The organism is Micromonospora sp. DT227 (genome assembly GCF_049841835.1).
GTDB lineage: Bacteria > Actinomycetota > Actinomycetes > Mycobacteriales > Micromonosporaceae > Micromonospora.
Window position 1 is genome coordinate 947,670 of the sequence record NZ_JBNCLA010000001.1, and the last position, 17,998, is coordinate 965,667.

The following is a 17,998-nucleotide window of genomic DNA, read 5'->3' on the forward strand; positions in this document are numbered from 1 at the left end:
ATCACGGTGGGTGGCCGCCGGAGCCCCGACGACCACCCAGCGTCACGGCGTGATCAGAGTCGCTCGACCACGTGGTCGATGGACGCGGTGAGCGCCTCGACGTCGGCCGGCTCGACGGCCGGGAAGAGCGCGACCCGGAGCTGGTTGCGGCCGAGCTTGCGGTAGGGCTCGGTGTCCACGATGCCGTTGGCGCGCAGCGCCTTGGCGATCGCGGTGGCGTCCACCCCGTCGGCGAAGTCGACGGTGGCGACCACGTTGGAGCGCAGCGCCGGGTCCGCCACGAACGGGGTGGCGAACGACGAGCGCTCGGCCCAGCCGTACACGATGCCGGCGCTCTCGGCGGTGCGCTTGGCCGCCCAGGCCAGCCCGCCCTGGGAGTTCATCCAGTCGGTCTGCTCCGCGGCCAGGAAGATGGTGGCCAGCGCCGGGGTGTTGTAGGTCTGCTCCAGCCGCGAGTTGTCGATCGCGGTGACCAGGTCCAGGAAGGCCGGGATGTAGCGGCCCGAGGACTTGATCTCGGTGGCCCGGGCGAGCGCGGCCGGCGACATCAGCGCCAGCCAGAGGCCACCGTCGGAGCCGAAGCACTTCTGCGGGGCGAAGTAGTAGACGTCGGTCTCGGCGACGTCGACGTCCAGCCCGCCGGCGCCGGACGTGGCGTCGACAAGCAACAGGGAGCCCTCGTCGACGCCCGGCACCCGGCTGATCGGCACCGCCACGCCGGTGGAGGTCTCGTTGTGCGGGGTGGCGTAGACGTCCACGCCCGCCTCGGCGACCAGCGTCGGGGCGCTGCCCGCCGCGGACTTGCGCACGGTCGGCTCGCCCAGGAACGGGGCGTCGGCGACCGACTTGGCGAACTTGGCGCCGAACTCGCCGAAGCTGGCGAACTGGGCCCGGTCGCGGACCAGGCCGAACGTGGCGACCTCCCAGAACGCGGTGGTGCCACCGTTGCCGATGATCACCTCGTAGCCCTCGGGGAGGGAGAAGAACTCGGCGATGCCCCGGCGCAGCCGGGCGACCTCGTCGCGGACCGTCTTCTGCCGGTGCGACGTGCCCAGGTAGCTGGTGGCGACGTCGGCGAGCGCGGAGACCGCCGCCGGACGGACCTTGGACGGGCCGCAGCCGAAACGGCCGTCGGCGGGCTTGAGGTCGTCGGGAATCCGGATGGTCGGTGCGTCAGCCACGGTTGTCTCGATCCTTCCGCATGGGCGAGGGCGGGCCCTTCCTGCGGGCGCGGACCGTCGGCCGGCTCGTGCGCCGGGCGCACGGGGCGGCCGGGATCCGAACCCGGCCGGCAGCGCTGCCGGCCTTCATCCTCGCACCCGCCCGGCCGGCACCACCCGCTGGTCCCACCGCGAGTGCTGAGGCGTACGCCACAGAGCGGGCGTTAAGAAGGGGCCCCGCCTATACCGAAAGCGTTAAGCGGGGCCCCCTCCTTACAGCTCAGACGCCGTGCGGGATGGCGTCCCAGCCCTCGACCTGCTGCGGCTTGCGGGTGCCCGGGCCGACGTACGTGGCGGACGGGCGGACCAGCCGGTTCAGCTTCTTCTGCTCCAGGATGTGCGCGGACCAACCACCCATCCGGGCGCAGGTGAACATCGAGGTGAACATGTGCGCCGGCACCTCGGCGAAGTCCAGCACCACGGCCGACCAGAACTCGACGTTGGTGGCGAGGACGCGGTCCGGGCGGCGGGCCTGCAACTCGGTCAGCGCGGCCTTCTCCAGCGCCTCGGCCACCTCGAAGCGGGGCGCGCCCAGCTCCTTGGCGGTCCGCCGGAGCACGCGGGCGCGCGGGTCCTCGGCCCGGTAGACCCGGTGCCCGAAGCCCATCAGCCGCTCGCCGCGGTCGAGCACGCCCTTGACGTACCCCTCGGCGTCGCCGCTGCGCTCGACCGCCTCCAGCATGCTGAGCACCCGGGACGGGGCGCCGCCGTGCAGCGGGCCGGAGAGCGCGCCGATGCCGGAGGAGATGCAGGCCGCGGCGTCCGCGCCGGTGGAGGCCACGATCCGGGCGGTGAAGGTGGAGGCGTTCAGGCCGTGCTCGGCGGCCGAGATGAAGTACGCGTCGACGGCCTTGACGTGCCGGGGGTCGGGTTCGCCGCGCCACCGCTTCATGAACCGCTCGACGATCGTCTCCGCCTTGTCGATCTCCTTCTGCGGCACCGCCGGCAGGCCCAGCCCGCGCGCCGACTGGGCGACGAAGGAGAGCGCGGTGACCGACACCCGGGCCAGGTCCTCGCGGGCCTGGGCGTCGGAGATGTCGAGAAGCTGACTGAGCCCCCAGTACGGGGCCAGCATGGCGACCGCGGACTGCACGTCGACGCGGATGTCGCCGGAGTGCACCGGCACCGGGAACGGCTCGGCCGGCGGCAGGCCGGGGCCGAACCGACCGTCCACCAGCAGCGCCCAGACGTTGCCGAAGGAGACCTGGCCGATCAGATCCTCGATGTCCACGCCCCGGTAGCGCAGCGATCCACCCGCGCGGTCGGGTTCGGCGATCTGGGTCTCGAAGGCTACGACGCCCTCCAGACCCGGCTTGAAATCGGACATGTCGTCTCCTGGCTTCCGGCTCGGTGCGCCCGGGCGGGCTGATCCAGCCCCGTAGCTCAGGCGACCCCTCAGGGATGTGGTTCGAAACATCTTGCCCGGTGGGTAACCGGCTGCGCGACCCGCAGCGACTGTGCGCCACGCGACATCCCCGCCGGTGGACGCGCATGCGGACAGGAGAAGACTAGGCGTCGGGGCCTGGCCAGCGTCGGGGGACGCCGGTACGCCCGGGAGAGGGACGGCGAAAGTGACAGGCGACACACCCGCTCCGGCCGGCATGCGTAACGAGTACGCCGCCGACCTGGGCCTAACCGAAACGGACCTGGCATCGGACTGGCACAGCCAGTTCGCCCGCTGGTTCGCCGACGCGGTGGCGCATCCGCTGCCCGAGCCGAACGCGATGGTGGTCGGCACCGCCGACGACCAGGGCCGGCCCAGCGGACGCACCGTGCTGCTCAAGGGCTACGACGCGGAGGGCTTCGTCTTCTACACCAACCACCGCTCGCGCAAGGGCGCCGAGGTGACCGCCAACCCGTGGGCCAGCCTGGTCTTCCCGTGGTTCCCGATGCAGCGGCAGGTGACCGTCACCGGCCGGGTGGCGCACGTCGACCGGGCGGAGACCGAGGCGTACTTCGCCAGTCGGCCGCGCGGCTCGCAGCTCGGCGCGTGGGCCAGCACCCAGTCGGCGGTGGTCCCGGACCGGGCCGCGCTGGACGAGGCGTACCGGGCGGCGGCGGAGCGGTTCGCCGGCGTCGGGTCGATCCCCGCCCCGCCGCACTGGGGCGGGTTCCGGGTCCGCCCGGAGACGGTGGAGTTCTGGCAGGGCCGGGCCAGCCGGCTGCACGACCGGCTGCGGTTCCGGCGTACCGCCGACGGGGTGTGGGTCGTCGAGCGGCTCGCACCGTGACGGAGGTCACCAAGGCCCGGTCGCGCGGACCCCGCCGCTGGGCGATCGACCTGCGCCCGCTGCGCGTGCCCGCCTACCGGCGGGTGTGGCTCGGCAACGCGGTGGCGATGTTCGGCTTCCAGTTCACCGCCGTGGCGGTGCCGGTGGAGATGTTCGACCTGACCGGCGGCTCGTTCTGGGTCGGGCTGCTCGGCGTCGCCGGCTTCGTGCCGCTGCTGGTCTTCGGGCTCTGGGGCGGCGCGGTCGCCGACGCCCGGGACCGGCGGCGGGTGCTGCTCGCGGGCGGCGCGCTGCTCTGGGCGGCGACGCTCGGGCTGCTGGTGCAGTCACTTGTCGGCGCGCGCAGCCCGGTGCTGCTCCTGCTGCTGGTGGGCGTGCAGTCGGTGGCGTTCGCGATCACCTCCCCGGCCCGCAGCGCGATCCTGCCCCGGCTGGTGCCGGCCGAGCTGGTCCCGGCCGCGACCACGCTGAACTACACCACGTTCACCGCCGCCGCGGTCGCCGGGCCGCTGGCCGCCGGGCTGATCTTCGCCACCTGGCGGGTCGACGCGGCGCTGCCCATCGCGTACGGGTTGGACGCGCTGCTGTTCACCGTGTCGCTCTGGGCCACCCTGCGGCTGCCGGGGATGCCGCCGGAGCCGGAGCCGGGCGGCGGTGTCCGCCGGGCCGGGCTGAGCAGCGTCGTCGACGGCTTCCGCTACCTGGCCACCACGCCGGTGCTGCTGCTCTCCTTCGCCATCGACCTGATCGCGATGATCCTGGCCATGCCGCGGGCGCTCTTCCCGGAGCTGGCGCAGGACCGCTTCGGCGGCGGCGCGGCGGTCGGCTGGCTCTACAGCGCCATCGCCATCGGCGCGATGCTCGGCGGCCTCACCTCCGGCTGGATCGGCCGGGTGCGCCGGCAGGGGCTGGCGCTCACCGTGGCGGTGGTCGGCTGGGGCGTGGCCATCGCGCTGGCCGGGCTGGCCGGCCGGCTCTGGCTGGCGGTGCTGCTGCTCGGCGTGGCCGGCGCCGCCGACCTGGTCAGCGCCACCCTGCGGCAGTCGATGCTGCTGGTGTACGCGCCGGACCGGATGCGCGGCCGGCTCCAGGGCGTGAACACGGTGGTGGTGGCCGGTGGCCCGCGCCTGGGTGACCTGCGGGCCGGCGTGACCGCGGCCGGGTTCGGCACCGGCGTCGCCATGGTCGGTGGCGGTATCGCCGCCGCCGTGCTGGCGGTGCTGCTGGTGACGGCGTTCCCCGCGTTGCTGCGCTATCGCGCCACCGCTCCCACCGAGGACCGTCGGTGACGATAGGGTCGCCGAATGGGGATCGACGAGCGGGCACCGTCCGGAACACAGTGGACCATCTCCGCCGACGGCCACGAGGCCGTCGTGGTGGAGGTCGGTGGCGGGCTGCGGGCCTATCGGCACGACGGGGTGGACTACCTCGACGGGTACGCCGAGGACGAGCTCAGCCCCGGCTCGGCCGGACACGTGCTGGCGCCGTGGCCGAACCGGATCCGGGACGGCGCGTACACGTTCGGGGACCGCTCGCTCCAGCTCGACCTGACCGAGCCGGAGCGGCACAACGCGCTGCACGGCCTGGTCAACTGGGTCCGGTGGGAGCTGGTCGAGCAGTCGCCGGCGAGCGTGACGCTCGGCTACGACCTGCCGCCCACCCCGGGCTACCCGTGGGCGTTGCGGCTGCGCAGCCGGTGGAGCGTCGGCCCGGACGGCCTGCGCGCCGAGCACGAGGTGACGAACCTCTCCGCCGAGCCGGCGCCGTTCGGCTTCTCCGTGCACCCCTACTTCCAGCTCCCCAAGGTGGGCGTGGACGAGCTGGTGCTGCGCGTGCCGGGGCGGAACCGGGTGCTGGTGGACGGCCGGCTGCTGCCGGTGGGCGCCAGCCCGGTGGCCGGCACCGAGTACGACTTCACCGCGCCCCGGCCGATCGGCGACCTGGTGCTCGACCTGGCCTTCGGGGACGTGGAGCGGGACGCCGACGGCGGCTCGGCGGTGACGCTCGGCGCGCCGGACGGCTCGTCCGGGCTGGCGGTCTGGGCGGACCGCGAGTTCGGCTGGTGGCAGGTGTTCACCGGGGACACGCTCGGCGGTGAGCGGCACCGCCGCTCGGTGGCGGTGGAGCCGATGACGTGCCCGCCGGACGCGTTCCGGTCCGGCCGGGACGTGATCACGCTGGACGCCGGGCAGACGTGGCGCGGCGCCTGGGGCGTCCGGCCGGGGCGCTGAGCGTGGAGTTCGCCGAGGTCGTCCGGCGTCGCCGGATGGTCCGCAACTACGACCCCGACCGGCCGGTGCCGCCCGAGGTGGTGGACCGGCTGCTCGCGCACGCGGTCCGGGCCCCGTCGGCCGGGTTCGCGCAGGGCTGGGGCTTCCTGGTGCTGGAGGAGCCGGCGGACCGGGCCCGGTTCTGGGCGGCCACCACGCCGGACGGCGGTGGTCGGGAACGCTGGCTGGCCGGGATGCGCCGGGCCCCGCTGATCGTGGTGCCGCACGCCAACCGGGACGCCTACCTGGACCGGTACGCCGAGCCGGACAAGGGCTGGACGGACCGCGCCGAGGACCGCTGGCCGGTGCCCTACTGGTACGTGGACGCCGGCTTCGCGGCGTTGCTGATGCTGCTCACCGCCGTGGACGAGGGGCTGGGCGCCTGCTTCTTCGGCATCCCGCCGCAGCGCGTCGGGGCGTACCGGGAGGCGTTCGGGGTGCCCCCGGAGCTGCATCCGATCGGCGCTGTCACTGTTGGCTACCGAGCCGTCGACCATCGGTCACCGTCGCTGCGCCGGGGGCGGCGCCCGGTGGATGATGTGGTCCGGCGGGGGCGGTGGAGCTGAGCGGTTAGGCTGGCAGCCACATCGTCAGCCCGGCCTGGGGGAGGAGAGCACGCGGTGATCTTCAGGGCGGTCCGGGACGGGCGTCCCTATCCGGAGCACAACTTCACGCTGAAGCAGTGGGCCGAGATCCCACCGCGTCCACTGCGGCTGGCCGAGCTCATCACCACCAAGCGGGAGCTGGCGCTGGACAAGCTGCTCGCCGAGGACTCCACCTTCTACGGCGACCTCTTCCCGCACGTGGTGCAGTGGAACGGCGGCCTCTACCTGGAGGACGGCCTGCACCGGGCGTTGCGCGCGGCGTTGCAGCAGCGCAACCAGATCCATGCCCGGGTGCTGGTCCTCGGCGACCAGGGGGAGTGACGACGTGACCACGCTCGACCTGCTCGACGTCGACGCCTCGCTGAGCGAGGAGGAGCGGCAGATCCGGGCCGTCGTCCGCCAGCTCGTGACCGACCGGGTCCGCCCGCACGTCGCCGGCTGGTATGAAGACGGCGACGTGCCGGCCCGTGAGCTGGCCCGCGAGTTCGGCAAGCTGGGCCTGCTCGGCATGCACCTGACCGGGTACGGCTGCGCCGGCGCGTCGGCGGTCGCGTACGGGCTGGCCTGCCTGGAGCTGGAGGCCGGCGACTCGGGCGTCCGCTCGCTGGTCTCGGTGCAGGGCTCGCTGGCCATGTACGCGATCTGGCGCTTCGGCAGCGAGGAGCAGAAGCAGCGCTGGCTGCCGGCCATGGCGACCGGCGACGCGATCGGCTGCTTCGGGCTGACCGAGCCGGACCACGGCTCCGATCCGGCCTCGATGGCCACCCGGGCCCGTCGTGACGGCGACGACTGGATCCTCACCGGCGGCAAGATGTGGATCACCAACGCGCCGATCGCCGACGTCGCGGTGATCTGGGCCCGCACCGACGACGGCGTGCGGGGTTTCCTCGTGCCGATGGACACCCCCGGGGTGGGCGCGCGGGAGATCCGCCGGAAGATGTCCCTGCGTGCCTCGCTCACCGGCGAGATCACGCTGGACGACGTGCGGCTGCCGGCGGATGCGCGACTGCCCGAGGCGACCGGGCTGAAGGCGCCGCTGAGCTGCCTGACCGAGGCCCGGCACGGCATCGTCTGGGGCGCGCTCGGCGCGGCCCGCGACTGCCTGGAGACCACCCTGGCGTACGCGACCACCCGCACCCAGTTCGGCCGGCCGCTGGCCGGTTTCCAGCTCACCCAGGCCAAGCTCGCCGACATGGCGGTGGAGTGGAACAAGGGGCTGCTGCTGGCGCTGCACCTGGGCCGGCTCGCCGACGCCGGGTCGCTGCGGCCCGAGCAGGTGAGCGTGGGCAAGCTGAACAACGTCCGGGAGGCGCTGGCCATCGCCCGGCAGTGCCGCACCATCCTCGGCGCGAACGGCGTCTCCGGGGAGTACCCGATCATGCGGCACGCCGCCAACCTGGAGAGCGTGCTCACCTACGAGGGCACCTCGGAGATCCACCAGCTCGTCATCGGCCAGCGGCTGACCGGGCTCTCCGCCTTCGCCTGACCTGCGGCTTCACCCGATCGGGGCACTCGACGAGCGAGTGTCGCACAGTCCCCGTACCGTCATTGTCAGTCGATGTGTCGGACGAGGACGGTGAGGGCGATGGCCCGCGACGGTGACACCCAGCAGCCCACCAGGGAGTTCCCGGAATACCCGACCAGTAAGTCCCTGCACGACCGGGCGGATGCCCCACCCGAGCCCGGGCCGGGCGCCCGGCCCTCGGCCGGCGGGGCCGCGCGCGGCCTGCTCTGGGTGCTCGGTGCGGCGGCGCTGGCGGTGGTGGTGCTGCTCGGCGTGCAGGCGACCGGCCTGCTGCCGGAGTTCCGCAACCCGTTCGCCAAGGAGCAGACCGACCGCAGTCAGCCGCCGTTGCTCAAGTCGATCCGTGACCTGAGTCGTTACGTCGCGGCGGAGGGCAACTTCCAGGTGGTGGTCGACGTGCAGAAGGACCGGCGCAACGTGCCGGACTTCCTGCTCAACGAGCGCACGCTCTTCGTCGGGGCGGGCCGGGTCGAGGCGTACGTCGACTTCGCGAAGATCGCCGACGGGGCGGTGGTGGCCTCGGACGACGGCAAGTCCGTCGAGATCAAACTGCCCGCGCCGCAGCTCGGTGAGACCGACCTGGACATGGACAAGAGCTACGTCTTCGCCGAGGAGCGCGGCTTGATCAACCGGCTCAACGACCTGGTGGCCGGGGACCCCAACCGGCAGCAGCAGGTCTACAAGCTGGCCGAGGACCGGATCACCGCGGCGGCCCGGGACAGCGGGCTCGCCGCCCGGGCGCAGGAGAACACCCGCAAGATGCTGGAGGGGCTGCTGCGCTCACTCGGCTACCAGAAGGTGACAGTCACCTACACGGCCCCCTGACCGCGCACGACGCGCCCGCCCTCCCGGGGCGGGCGCGTCGTCGTGTGCGGGTCAGCGGGTGGCGAGGTGGCGGTCCTCGTTCGGCATCAGCACCCACAGGATCAGGTAGACGATCACCTGGGTGCCGGGCAGCAGCAGCGACAGCAGGAACAGCAGCCGGACCATGCCGGCCGACATGCCGAACCGCTTCCCCAGGCCGGCGCAGACACCGGCGATCATGCGCCCCTCGCGGGGCCGGACCAGTTTGCGACTCATCGTCGTCTCCCACTTCTGCGGCGATCCGCCGCGCTGATTCCACGGTAGGTCGGGGTGCGCGTCGCGCCCTCGGCCCCGAGGAGGATCGGCGACCCGGGCACCCGTAGGTACATACCCCCGCCGCCCCCTCCCGACCCACCCGCCGTGCCCCGACGCACCCGCCCCACCCCCGGCGCAGTTGCAGATTCACGGAAAGCGTGGCCATCGACGCGCGGATGGCCACGCTTTCCGTGAATCTGGCGCATGCCGGGTGGGGGTGGGGGTGGGTGGGGAGTGTGGCGGGGTGGGGACGGGTATTGAGCTGGGGCGGGTAGGCTCGCCGGTCGGGCGCCCCCACCCCGGGCGCCGCGCCGTCGGCCCGTCGAGCGGGTACGTGGCAGACACCGGTTCGGAACCGCACAACGGGGACGACGGCGAGGAAAGTGCAGCCATGATCAGTGTTTTCGACCTCTTCAGCGTCGGTATCGGGCCGTCCAGCTCGCACACCGTCGGGCCGATGCGGGCCGCCCGGACGTTCGTGGGTGGCCTGAAGGCCGACGGGCTGCTCGCCGACGTGGCCCGGGTGCAGGCGGAGCTGTTCGGCTCGCTCGGCGCCACCGGCCACGGCCACGGCAGCGACCGGGCGGTGCTGCTCGGGCTGGAGGGCGAGGCCCCGGAGACGGTCGACACCGACACCGTGGGCGAGCGGATCACGCGGATCCGGGACGCGCGGCGGCTGCGCCTGCTGGGCACCCAGGAGGTCGACTTCGACCCGGACCGGGACCTGGTGCTGCACCGCCGGCGCTCGCTGCCGTACCACCCGAACGGAATGACGTTCGCGGCGTACGACGCGGCCGGGCGCGAGGTGCGGGCGCGCACCTACTACTCGGTGGGCGGCGGGTTCGTGGTGGACGAGGCGGCGGCCGGGGCGGACCGGATCAAGCCGGACAGCACCCGGGTGCGCCACCCGTTCCTCACCGGGGCGGAACTGCTCGACGTCACCACCCGGACCGGCCTGTCGATCAGCGAGGTGATGCTCGCCAACGAGCTGTCCTGGCGCAGCGAGGCGGACGTCCGCGCCGGGCTGCTGGACATCTGGCGGGTGATGCGGGAGTGCGTGGAGAGCGGCTGCACCCGCGACGGCGTACTCCCGGGTGGGTTGAAGGTCCGTCGCCGCGCCGCCGAGCTGCGGCGCGGCCTGGAGGCGGAGACCGGCGCGGACGACCCGCTGCGCGCGATGGACTGGGTGACGTTGTTCGCGCTGGCGGTCAACGAGGAGAACGCGGCCGGCGGGCGGGTGGTGACCGCGCCGACGAACGGCGCCGCCGGGATCATTCCGGCGGTGCTGCACTACTACACCCGGTTCGTGCCGGGCGCCTCCGACGAGGGCGTGGTCCGGTTCCTGCTGGCGGCCGGCGCGATCGGCGTGCTGTTCAAGGAGAACGCCTCGATCTCCGGCGCGGAGGTGGGCTGCCAGGGCGAGGTCGGGTCGGCGTGCTCGATGGCGGCGGCCGGGCTGGCCGAGGCGCTGGGCGGCACGCCGGAGCAGGTGGAGAACGCCGCCGAGATCGGCATGGAGCACAACCTGGGGTTGACCTGCGACCCGGTGGGCGGGCTGGTGCAGATCCCGTGCATCGAGCGCAACGCGGTGGCCAGCATCAAGGCGATCACCGCGGCCCGGCTGGCGCTGCGCGGCGACGGCGTGCACCACGTGTCGCTGGACAAGGTCATCAAGACCATGCGGGAGACCGGCGCGGACATGAAGGTCAAGTACAAGGAGACGGCGCGGGGCGGGCTCGCGGTCAACGTGATCGAGTGCTGACCCCGTTGGGGTGATCTGGTGCCCGAGCCGGGAGTTGCCGGGAAAAACAGCGCGACGATGGGGCGGTGACGTCCGGCGTCGCGGCGCTCTGGTCCGCCCGCACCTCGCTGCGCATCCTGGTCCGGCGGGATCTCGCGGTGAAGTACCAGCAGTCGGTGCTCGGCTACCTCTGGTCGCTCATCGAGCCGCTCGGCATGGGGCTGATCTACTGGTTCGTCTTCGGCGTGCTCTATTCCGGCGCGACCCGGCGGCACCTGGGCGAGGCGGCCGGCTCGTACCCGCTGTTCCTGATCACCGGGATCTTCGCCTGGATGTGGGCCAGTTCGGCGCTGACCGAGGCGGCCGGCGCGCTGACCGGGCAGGCCCGGCTGATCACCACGATGAACCTGCCCCGGCCGATCTTCCCGATCGGCCGGGTCGCCGGCCGCTTCGCCGAGTACCTGGCCGGCCTGCCGATCCTGGTCGCCATCGCGGCGCTCTACGCCGCCCAGGGGAAGATCCACCCCGGGTGGAGCCTGCTCGCCCTGCCGCTGGCGGTGGCCGTGCAGTTCGTGCTGCTGGTGGGCCTGGCGCTGCTGCTGTCGGCGGGCAACGTGCTGATGCGCGACATCGAGCGGACCATGCGGCTGGTCATCCGGCTGCTGTTCTACGCCACCCCGATCATCTACCCGTTCAACCTGGTCCGGGACTCCGGCATGCCGGGCTGGCTGAAGCTCGCGTACGAGCTGAACCCGCTGGTCGGGATCTTCCAGTTGCACCACGCGGTCTGGTACCCGGACGAGTTCCCGGACGCCCGGCTGCTCACCGTGACGGTGGCGGTCAGCGGGCTGGTGCTGGTGTTCGGCTGGTGGGCCTTTCGCCGCCTGGAGCCGGCCGTGCTGAAGGAACTCTGAGTGCCGCCGATCATCGAGGCGGACGGGCTGGGCATCCGGTTCGTGCGGAACCGGCGCCGGCAGTTGCGGCTGCGCGAGCTGATCGTGCACCGGGGCGCGCGGGACCCGGACGCCGGCCGGTTCTGGCCGCTGCGGGACCTGTCGTTCCGGATCGAGCCGGGCGAGACGGTCGGGGTGGTGGGGCGCAACGGCACCGGCAAGAGCACGCTGCTGCGGTTGATCGCCGGGGTGCTCATCCCGGACGAGGGCACGATCTCGGTGCACGGCCGGGTGGCGCCGCTGCTGGAGTTGTCCGCCGGGTTCTCCGGCGACCTGACCGGCCGGGAGAACCTGTACCTGGTGGGCGGGCTGCACGGGCTCTCCCCGGCGTACCTGCGGCGGCACTTCGACGAGATCGTCTCGTTCGCCGGTGAGCAGGTGGAACGCGCCATCGACACGTCGGTGCGGCACTACTCGTCGGGGATGAAGGTGCGGTTGGGCTTCGCGGTGATCGCGCACCTGCCGCACCCGGTGTTGTTGGTGGACGAGGTGACCGCGGTCGGGGACGCGGAGTTCCGCGCGAAGTGCTATGCGACCATCGAGCGACTTCTCGCGGAAGGACGCACCTTGGTGCTGGTGTCACACAACGACAAGGACCTCACCCGGTTCTGCCGTCGGGGGCTCTACCTCGACGCCGGACGGCTGATCGTCGACGGGACGATCGACGAGGCGCTGGCGGCCTACGCCGACGCGGCGCAGCGGTGACGCTCGCGATCGTGCTCGCCGCCGGGCCGGCGGCGGGCGGAGCCACCGAAGGCGCGGAGCCGCCGGCCGACCGGGTGGCCGCGCAGTGGCGGCGGGCCGGGGCGGAGCAGGTGCGGGTGGCCGCCGACCTGGGCGAGCTGGCCGACCTGGTGGCCGGCGCGACCGGCCCGGTGCTGGTCAGCGGCGTCGACCTGGTGGCGCACACGGCCGTACTCAGGCATCTCGCGACCAGCCCGGTCGGGCCGACGGTGGCGTTGGTGCTCACCGACCCGCCGGCCGCCGGGCAGGCGGTGGTGCGCGAGGAGCGCGGCCAGGTGGTCGCGGTCGGTGACGCGGCGGACGCGACGGGCGTGTTCGGCGGCGCGCTGCGGGTCGGCGCGGCCGACCTGCCGGCGCTCGTCGACGCGGCCCGCGCGGCGTCCGCTACCGTCCCGGCCGCGCCCGCGGCGTCCGGCGTCGAGCCGGGCGGGCCGCTCGCCGCGGTGGACCGGCTGGTGGCCGGGCTCGCCGCCCGGGGCGCCCTGATCTTCGCCCACCGGGTACGCCTGCTCGTGGCGCACCGGGTCGGCGACGCGGCCGGCCGGGCGGCGGCCGAGGCGGAGGTGGCGGCCGTCGACGAGGACCGGGCCGAGCTGAAACTGTCGGTGAAGGAGCGGGACGACTTCTTCACCACGTTCTTCGTCAGCACCTGGTCGCCGTACGTGACGAAGGCGGCGGCCCGGATCGGGATCGGCCCGACCGGCGTCACCATGGTCTCGGTGGCGTTCGCGGTGGCGGCGGCCGTGCTGTTCGGCGTCGGTGGCCGGCCCGCGCTGGTGGCCGGCGCGGTGCTGCTCTACCTGGGGTTCGTGCTGGACTGCGTGGACGGGCAGTTGGCCCGCTACACCCGGCACTTCAGTGCCTGGGGCGGCTGGCTGGACACGATGGCCGACCGGTTCAAGGAGTACGTGGTCTACGCCGGTCTCGGGTTCGGCGCCACGCACGCCGGGTTCCGCTACGGCTGGGCGCTGGCGCTGGCCGCGATGACGTTGCAGACCGTGCGGCACATGACCGACACCTGGTACGGCGCGCTGCACGACGAGGCGGCCCGGCGGCCCAAGGTGGTGTCCGGTGACGCGGGCGGCATCGGCGGGAAGCTGAACGCCGCGTCGACGAGGGTGCAGGCGGACACCGGCTCGGTGTCGTACTGGCTGAAGCGGACCGTGGTGTTCCCGATCGGTGAGCGGTGGGCGCTGATCGCGCTGGCCGCCGCGCTGTTCGGGCCGCTGGTGGCGCTCTGCGCGGTGCTGGTCTGGGGCACGTTGGCGTTCGCGTACACCGGGGCGTTGCGGACGCTGCGGGCGCGGTGGATGCGGGTGCCGGTGCTGACCACCGTCGACACCGGCCTGCACCGCGACGACGGCCCGCTGGTGCGGACGCTGCCCCCGGCGCGGGGACCGCTGCTGCTGGCGGTGCTCGGCGCGCTCGGCGCGGCCGGGATGCTGGTGTGGGCGCTGCGCACGGTGCACGGCGGGGGAGACCTGCCGATCTGGGCGCCGGTCCTCGCGTTGGTGCTGCTGCTGGGCGCGGCGCAGGGGGCGCGGACGCCGCACGCCGGGGCGCTGGACTGGCTGGTGCCGGCCGCGTTGCGGGCCGCCGAGTACCTGTTCGCCATCGCGGTCGGCGTGGCCGGGCGCGCGCCGGCCTGGTTGATCTTCGGGTACGTCCTGGTGCTCACGCTGCACCACTACGACCTGACCGCCCGGCTGGAGAAGCGGCAGTCGGCCCCGCCGCTGCACGTCGCCACGCTGGGCTGGGAGGGGCGCTCGGCGGTGCTGGCAATCGCGCTGATCGCCGGAATTGCGAGTATCGCTCTGGCTACACTCGGTGCGTACCTTTTCGTGGTTTTCGTCGTGAGCGTGGTCCTCGCCTGGGTGGTCCTGCCGGCCCGCGCCCGTGGGGGTGTGCGCTCGCCGGGCTGACGGAGGGCGGGGCGGCATGACCCTGATCAGTTTCGTCGTGCCGGCCTACCGAGTGCAGGGCTACCTGCGGGAATGCCTCGACTCGATCCTCGACCAGCCGTTCGCCGATCTTGAGGTGATCGGCGTGGACGACGCCTCCCCGGACGCCGGTGGCGAGATCCTGGCCGAGTACGCGGCCCGCGACCCCCGGGTCCACCCGGTGCGGCTCGCCGACAACGTCGGGCTCGGTCCGGCCCGCAACGCCGGGCTGGACCGGGCCACCGGCGAGTACGTGTGGTTCGTCGACGGGGACGACTGGCTGGTGCCCGGCTGCCTGCCGCACGTCGCCGACCGGCTCCGCGACACCCGCCCGGACGTGCTGGTCGTGGACCACGTCCGGGCACACTGGAACTTCGTCGGCACGCGCAGCGCCATGCGGGACGTCTTCCCGGAACCGCCCGGCCCGGAGACGTTCACGCTGCGGGACCGGCCGGAGACGCTGCGGCTGCTGCACACCGCCTGGAACCGGCTGGTCCGCCGCGAGTTCCTGGTCGAGCGCGGGCTGCGCTTCGCGCCCGGCTGGTACGAGGACGTCTCGTTCAGCTATCCCGCGCTGATGGCCGCCGACCGGATCGGCGTACTGGACCGGGTCTGCCTCAACTACCGGCAGCGCCGCACCGGCGCGATCACCCGGACCCGGGGCGACCGGCACTTCGAGGTGTTCGCCCAGTGGCACCGCGTGTTCCGGCTGATGGACCGGTGGGCGCCGGCGGTGGACGAGCTGCGGCCGGCGGTCTTCGAGCGGATGATCTGGCACTACCTGACCGTGCTCGGCCACGGGGAGCGGATCGCGCCGGAGCTGCGGGCGCCGTTCTTCGCCCAGATGCACGAGGACCACAGGCGTTTCCGGCCGTCCGGCGGCTACCCGGTGCCGCCCGGGGTGGAGGGGCTGAAACACCGGCTGGTGGCGGCCGGCCGGTGGCGGACGTTCAGCGCGCTGCGCGGTGCCCACCAGGCCGGGGAGACCGCCCGGCGGACGGCCGACCGGGCCCGGCGGCGGGTGACACCGGTGGTGCGGCGGACCGCCCGGCGGGCCCGCGACACCGCGTTGCACGAGTACTACCGGGCCGAGCTGCGCCGCCCGATCGACCCGACGCTTGCCGTCTACGCGGCCTACTGGTACCGGGGGTACGCGTGCAACCCGGCCGCCGTCTACGAGGCCGCCCGCCGGCTCGCCCCGCAGGTGCGCGGCGTCTGGATCGTCCGGCGGGACCGGGTGGCCACGCTGCCGCCGGGCGTGGAGTACGTGGTCGCCGGCACCCCGGAGTACCACCGGGTGCTGGCCCGCGCCCACTGGCTGGTCAACAACGTCAACTTCCCGGACTTCGTCCGTAAGCGTCCCGGCTCGGTGCACGTGCAGACCCATCACGGCACGCCGGTGAAGGTGATGGGTCTGGACCAGCAGCGCTATCCGGTGGGCGCGATGGGCATGGACTTCGCCGGCCTGCTGCGCCGGGTGGACCGCTGGGACTACAGCGTCAGCGCGAACGCCTTCTCCACGCAGATGTGGGAGCGGGCGTACCCGGCCGACCACACCACGCTGGAGGTCGGCTACCCGCGCAACGACCGGCTGGCCAGGGCCACCGCCGACGAGTGCCGCCAGGTCCGCGCCGCGCTGGGCATCGGCGCGGACGAGTACGTGGTGCTCTACGCGCCGACGCACCGCGAGCACCTGCCCGGCTGGCGTCCGCCGTTCGACCCGGACCGGATGCGGGACGTGCTCGGCCCGGCCGGGCGGCTGCTGATGCGCAGCCACTACTTCCACGACCGGGAGCGACGGCCGCGTGGGCCGGCCGCCGGCGGGGTGCTGGACGTCAGCGCCCACGAGCGGGTGGAGGACCTCTACCTGGCCGCCGACGTGCTGGTCACCGACTATTCGTCGGCGATGTTCGACTACGCCGTGCTGGACCGGCCGATCGTGGTCTACGCGCCGGACTGGGACGCGTACCGGGTGGCCCGGGGCGTCTACTTCGACCTGCTGGCCGAGCCGCCGGGCGCGGTCGCGACGGACTTCCCCGGGCTGCTGGACGTCTTCCGCTCCGGCGTGGTGAACGGCGGGGCGGCCGAGCGGGCGCGGGCGGCGTTCCGGGCCCGGTTCTGCTCGCTGGAGGACGGGCACGCGGCGGATCGGGTGGTCCGACGCGTGTTCCTCGGCAAATCCACGTAATAAGACTGTCACGAGCCGAACATGGCACGTTTACCCGATGTGCGAACTCGATGATCCTGGTCACAGTCATTCCCGGGTTCGGGCGAGCGACTGGGGAGGTGACGGTGACCACCGTCGCGCTCAAGGATGTCACCAAGGTGTTCCAGGACGGAACGATCGCGGTCGACAACATAAATCTGGACGTCAACGACGGCGAGTTCATGGTGCTGCTGGGCCCGTCGGGCTGCGGCAAGTCGACGGTGCTGCGGATGGTGGCCGGCCTGGAGGATCCGACCTCGGGCGCGGTCATGCTCGGCGGCGAGCTGGCCAACGACCTGCCGCCCCGGGACCGGAAGATCGCCATGGTCTTCCAGGACTTCGCGCTCTATCCGCACATGACCGTCGGTGACAACATCGGCTTCCCGCTGCGGCTCTCCGGCATCGAGCCCGGGCCGCGCGGCGAGCGGATCCAGGACGTGGCGGGCGCGCTCGGCATCGGCGACGTGCTCGCGCGCAAGCCCAGCCAGCTCTCCGGCGGCCAGCGGCAGCGGGTGGCGATGGGCCGGGCGATCGTCCGGCGGCCCGGCCTGTTCCTGATGGACGAGCCGCTGTCCAACCTGGACAGCGGACTGCGCGCCGAGCTGCGGGCCGAGATCTCCGCGCTGACCCGGGAGCTGGGCGTCACCACCATCTACGTCACCCACGACCAGGCCGAGGCGCTCACCATGGCCGACCGGGTGGCCATCATGCGCAAGGGTGTGCTCCAGGACGTCGGCACCCCCACCCAGGTGTACGGGCGACCGGCCACGCTCTACGTCGCCGCGTTCCTGGGCAGCCCACGGATGAACCTGCTGGAGGCGTCCGTCTACGTCCACCTCGACCGGTACGTCACGCTGAACCTCGGCGACCAGGCGCTCTACCTGCCCTGGGACGACATCCGCAGCCGCGCGGTGGCGCACTACCACGGCGAGCGGATCGTGGTCGGGCTGCGCGCCGAGGCGCTCACCCCGGTCGCCCCGGACACCGCCGGCGACGTGCTGCACGGCCGGATCCGCTATCTGGAGCACCACGGCCACGAGTCGCTGGCCTTCCTCGACATCGGCGCGACCGCGATCGTGGTCGACGAGATGGGCACCCCGGTCGAGCGGACCGCTCCCGGCCAGCGCGGCCTGCGCCGGTTCGGCCAGGTGGTGCAGCGGCTCACCGGCCGGTCCGCGGAGACCGCCGCGCCGGCGCCGACGCCGAACGGTGCTGGCAACCGCACCAGCGTGCTGCCCGACCCGGGCCGGCACCACCGCCGCCCGGCGGAACTGGCGGTACGGCTGGCCCCGTACCCGCAGGTGTCGGCCGGACATTCGCTGGCGGTGCAGGTGCGGATGGACGCGCTGCACTTCTTCGACGAGCGCGGCGACCGCATCGACGTCGGCTGGAGATGAAAGGAGGGGCCCCCTATTAACGCTTTCTGCATAGGAGGGGGCTCCGC

16 protein-coding genes are annotated in these 17,998 nt (G+C 73.2%); 13 read left to right on the plus strand and 3 right to left on the minus strand.

All coding sequences use genetic code 11. The features are described from left to right. Positions 1 to 53: 53 nt before the first annotated feature. Positions 54 to 1,181: a phosphoserine transaminase gene (serC, locus tag ACLQ2W_RS04665; protein ID WP_425785351.1), complete on the minus strand. Its 1,128-nt coding sequence runs from the start codon at positions 1,179 to 1,181 to the stop codon at positions 54 to 56. A 259-nt stretch (positions 1,182 to 1,440) separates the two neighbouring features. Beyond that, positions 1,441 to 2,547, minus strand: coding sequence for a citrate synthase 2 (locus ACLQ2W_RS04670; RefSeq protein WP_425785352.1), 1,107 nt, complete (start codon positions 2,545 to 2,547; stop codon positions 1,441 to 1,443). Between the two features lie 274 nt (positions 2,548 to 2,821). Between ACLQ2W_RS04670 and pdxH the strand changes: the two genes are divergently transcribed. The 7 genes from pdxH to ACLQ2W_RS04705 all read left to right on the plus strand — a co-directional run bounded on the left by pdxH (position 2,822) and on the right by ACLQ2W_RS04705 (position 8,676). Beyond that, positions 2,822 to 3,451 (plus strand): pyridoxamine 5'-phosphate oxidase, encoded by a 630-nt coding sequence (pdxH, locus tag ACLQ2W_RS04675; RefSeq protein WP_425786013.1) that lies wholly within the window; start codon positions 2,822 to 2,824, stop codon positions 3,449 to 3,451. Then, positions 3,448 to 4,740 (plus strand): MFS transporter, encoded by a 1,293-nt coding sequence (locus ACLQ2W_RS04680; protein WP_425785353.1) that lies wholly within the window; start codon positions 3,448 to 3,450, stop codon positions 4,738 to 4,740. The genes pdxH and ACLQ2W_RS04680 overlap by 4 nt, the downstream gene beginning before the upstream one ends. A gap of 15 nt (positions 4,741 to 4,755) precedes the next feature. After that, positions 4,756 to 5,682, plus strand: a complete 927-nt coding sequence (locus tag ACLQ2W_RS04685; protein ID WP_405092172.1) for an aldose 1-epimerase family protein — start codon at positions 4,756 to 4,758, stop codon at positions 5,680 to 5,682. A 2-nt stretch (positions 5,683 to 5,684) separates the two neighbouring features. Next, entirely contained in the window at positions 5,685 to 6,287 is a 603-nt protein-coding gene (locus tag ACLQ2W_RS04690; protein WP_281943405.1) for a nitroreductase family protein, read from the plus strand. 54 nt (positions 6,288 to 6,341) lie between these two features. After that, a complete protein-coding gene (locus tag ACLQ2W_RS04695; RefSeq protein ID WP_107154773.1) occupies positions 6,342 to 6,647 on the plus strand; it encodes a type II toxin-antitoxin system VapB family antitoxin in 306 nt (101 codons plus the stop codon). A 4-nt stretch (positions 6,648 to 6,651) separates the two neighbouring features. Further along, a complete protein-coding gene (locus ACLQ2W_RS04700; protein WP_357294646.1) occupies positions 6,652 to 7,812 on the plus strand; it encodes an acyl-CoA dehydrogenase family protein in 1,161 nt (386 codons plus the stop codon). Positions 7,813 to 7,911: 99 nt separating this feature from the next. Next, a complete protein-coding gene (locus ACLQ2W_RS04705; protein ID WP_425785354.1) occupies positions 7,912 to 8,676 on the plus strand; it encodes a DUF4230 domain-containing protein in 765 nt (254 codons plus the stop codon). Between the two features lie 51 nt (positions 8,677 to 8,727). Here ACLQ2W_RS04705 and ACLQ2W_RS04710 read toward each other — a convergent pair whose 3' ends face one another. Beyond that, entirely contained in the window at positions 8,728 to 8,931 is a 204-nt protein-coding gene (locus ACLQ2W_RS04710) for a PspC domain-containing protein (protein WP_425785355.1), read from the minus strand. A 430-nt stretch (positions 8,932 to 9,361) separates the two neighbouring features. Here ACLQ2W_RS04710 and ACLQ2W_RS04715 point away from each other — a divergent pair, with 430 nt between their 5' ends. The 6 genes from ACLQ2W_RS04715 (at position 9,362) to ACLQ2W_RS04740 (ending at position 17,951) form a co-directional block, all read left to right on the plus strand. After that, positions 9,362 to 10,732: an L-serine ammonia-lyase gene (locus tag ACLQ2W_RS04715; protein ID WP_425785356.1), complete on the plus strand. Its 1,371-nt coding sequence runs from the start codon at positions 9,362 to 9,364 to the stop codon at positions 10,730 to 10,732. Between the two features lie 65 nt (positions 10,733 to 10,797). Next, positions 10,798 to 11,625 (plus strand): ABC transporter permease, encoded by an 828-nt coding sequence (locus ACLQ2W_RS04720; protein WP_405092175.1) that lies wholly within the window; start codon positions 10,798 to 10,800, stop codon positions 11,623 to 11,625. Then, positions 11,626 to 12,369: an ABC transporter ATP-binding protein gene (locus ACLQ2W_RS04725; RefSeq protein WP_107154781.1), complete on the plus strand. Its 744-nt coding sequence runs from the start codon at positions 11,626 to 11,628 to the stop codon at positions 12,367 to 12,369. Beyond that, positions 12,366 to 14,330: a DUF5941 domain-containing protein gene (locus ACLQ2W_RS04730; RefSeq protein ID WP_425785357.1), complete on the plus strand. Its 1,965-nt coding sequence runs from the start codon at positions 12,366 to 12,368 to the stop codon at positions 14,328 to 14,330. The genes ACLQ2W_RS04725 and ACLQ2W_RS04730 overlap by 4 nt, the downstream gene beginning before the upstream one ends. A gap of 16 nt (positions 14,331 to 14,346) precedes the next feature. Continuing rightward, positions 14,347 to 16,536: a bifunctional glycosyltransferase/CDP-glycerol:glycerophosphate glycerophosphotransferase gene (locus ACLQ2W_RS04735; protein ID WP_425785358.1), complete on the plus strand. Its 2,190-nt coding sequence runs from the start codon at positions 14,347 to 14,349 to the stop codon at positions 16,534 to 16,536. Between the two features lie 104 nt (positions 16,537 to 16,640). Continuing rightward, the gene (locus tag ACLQ2W_RS04740) at positions 16,641 to 17,951 is read left to right on the plus strand and encodes an ABC transporter ATP-binding protein (RefSeq protein ID WP_405092178.1); all 1,311 of its coding nucleotides are present in this window, start codon (positions 16,641 to 16,643) and stop codon (positions 17,949 to 17,951) included. Positions 17,952 to 17,998: the final 47 nt, after the last annotated feature.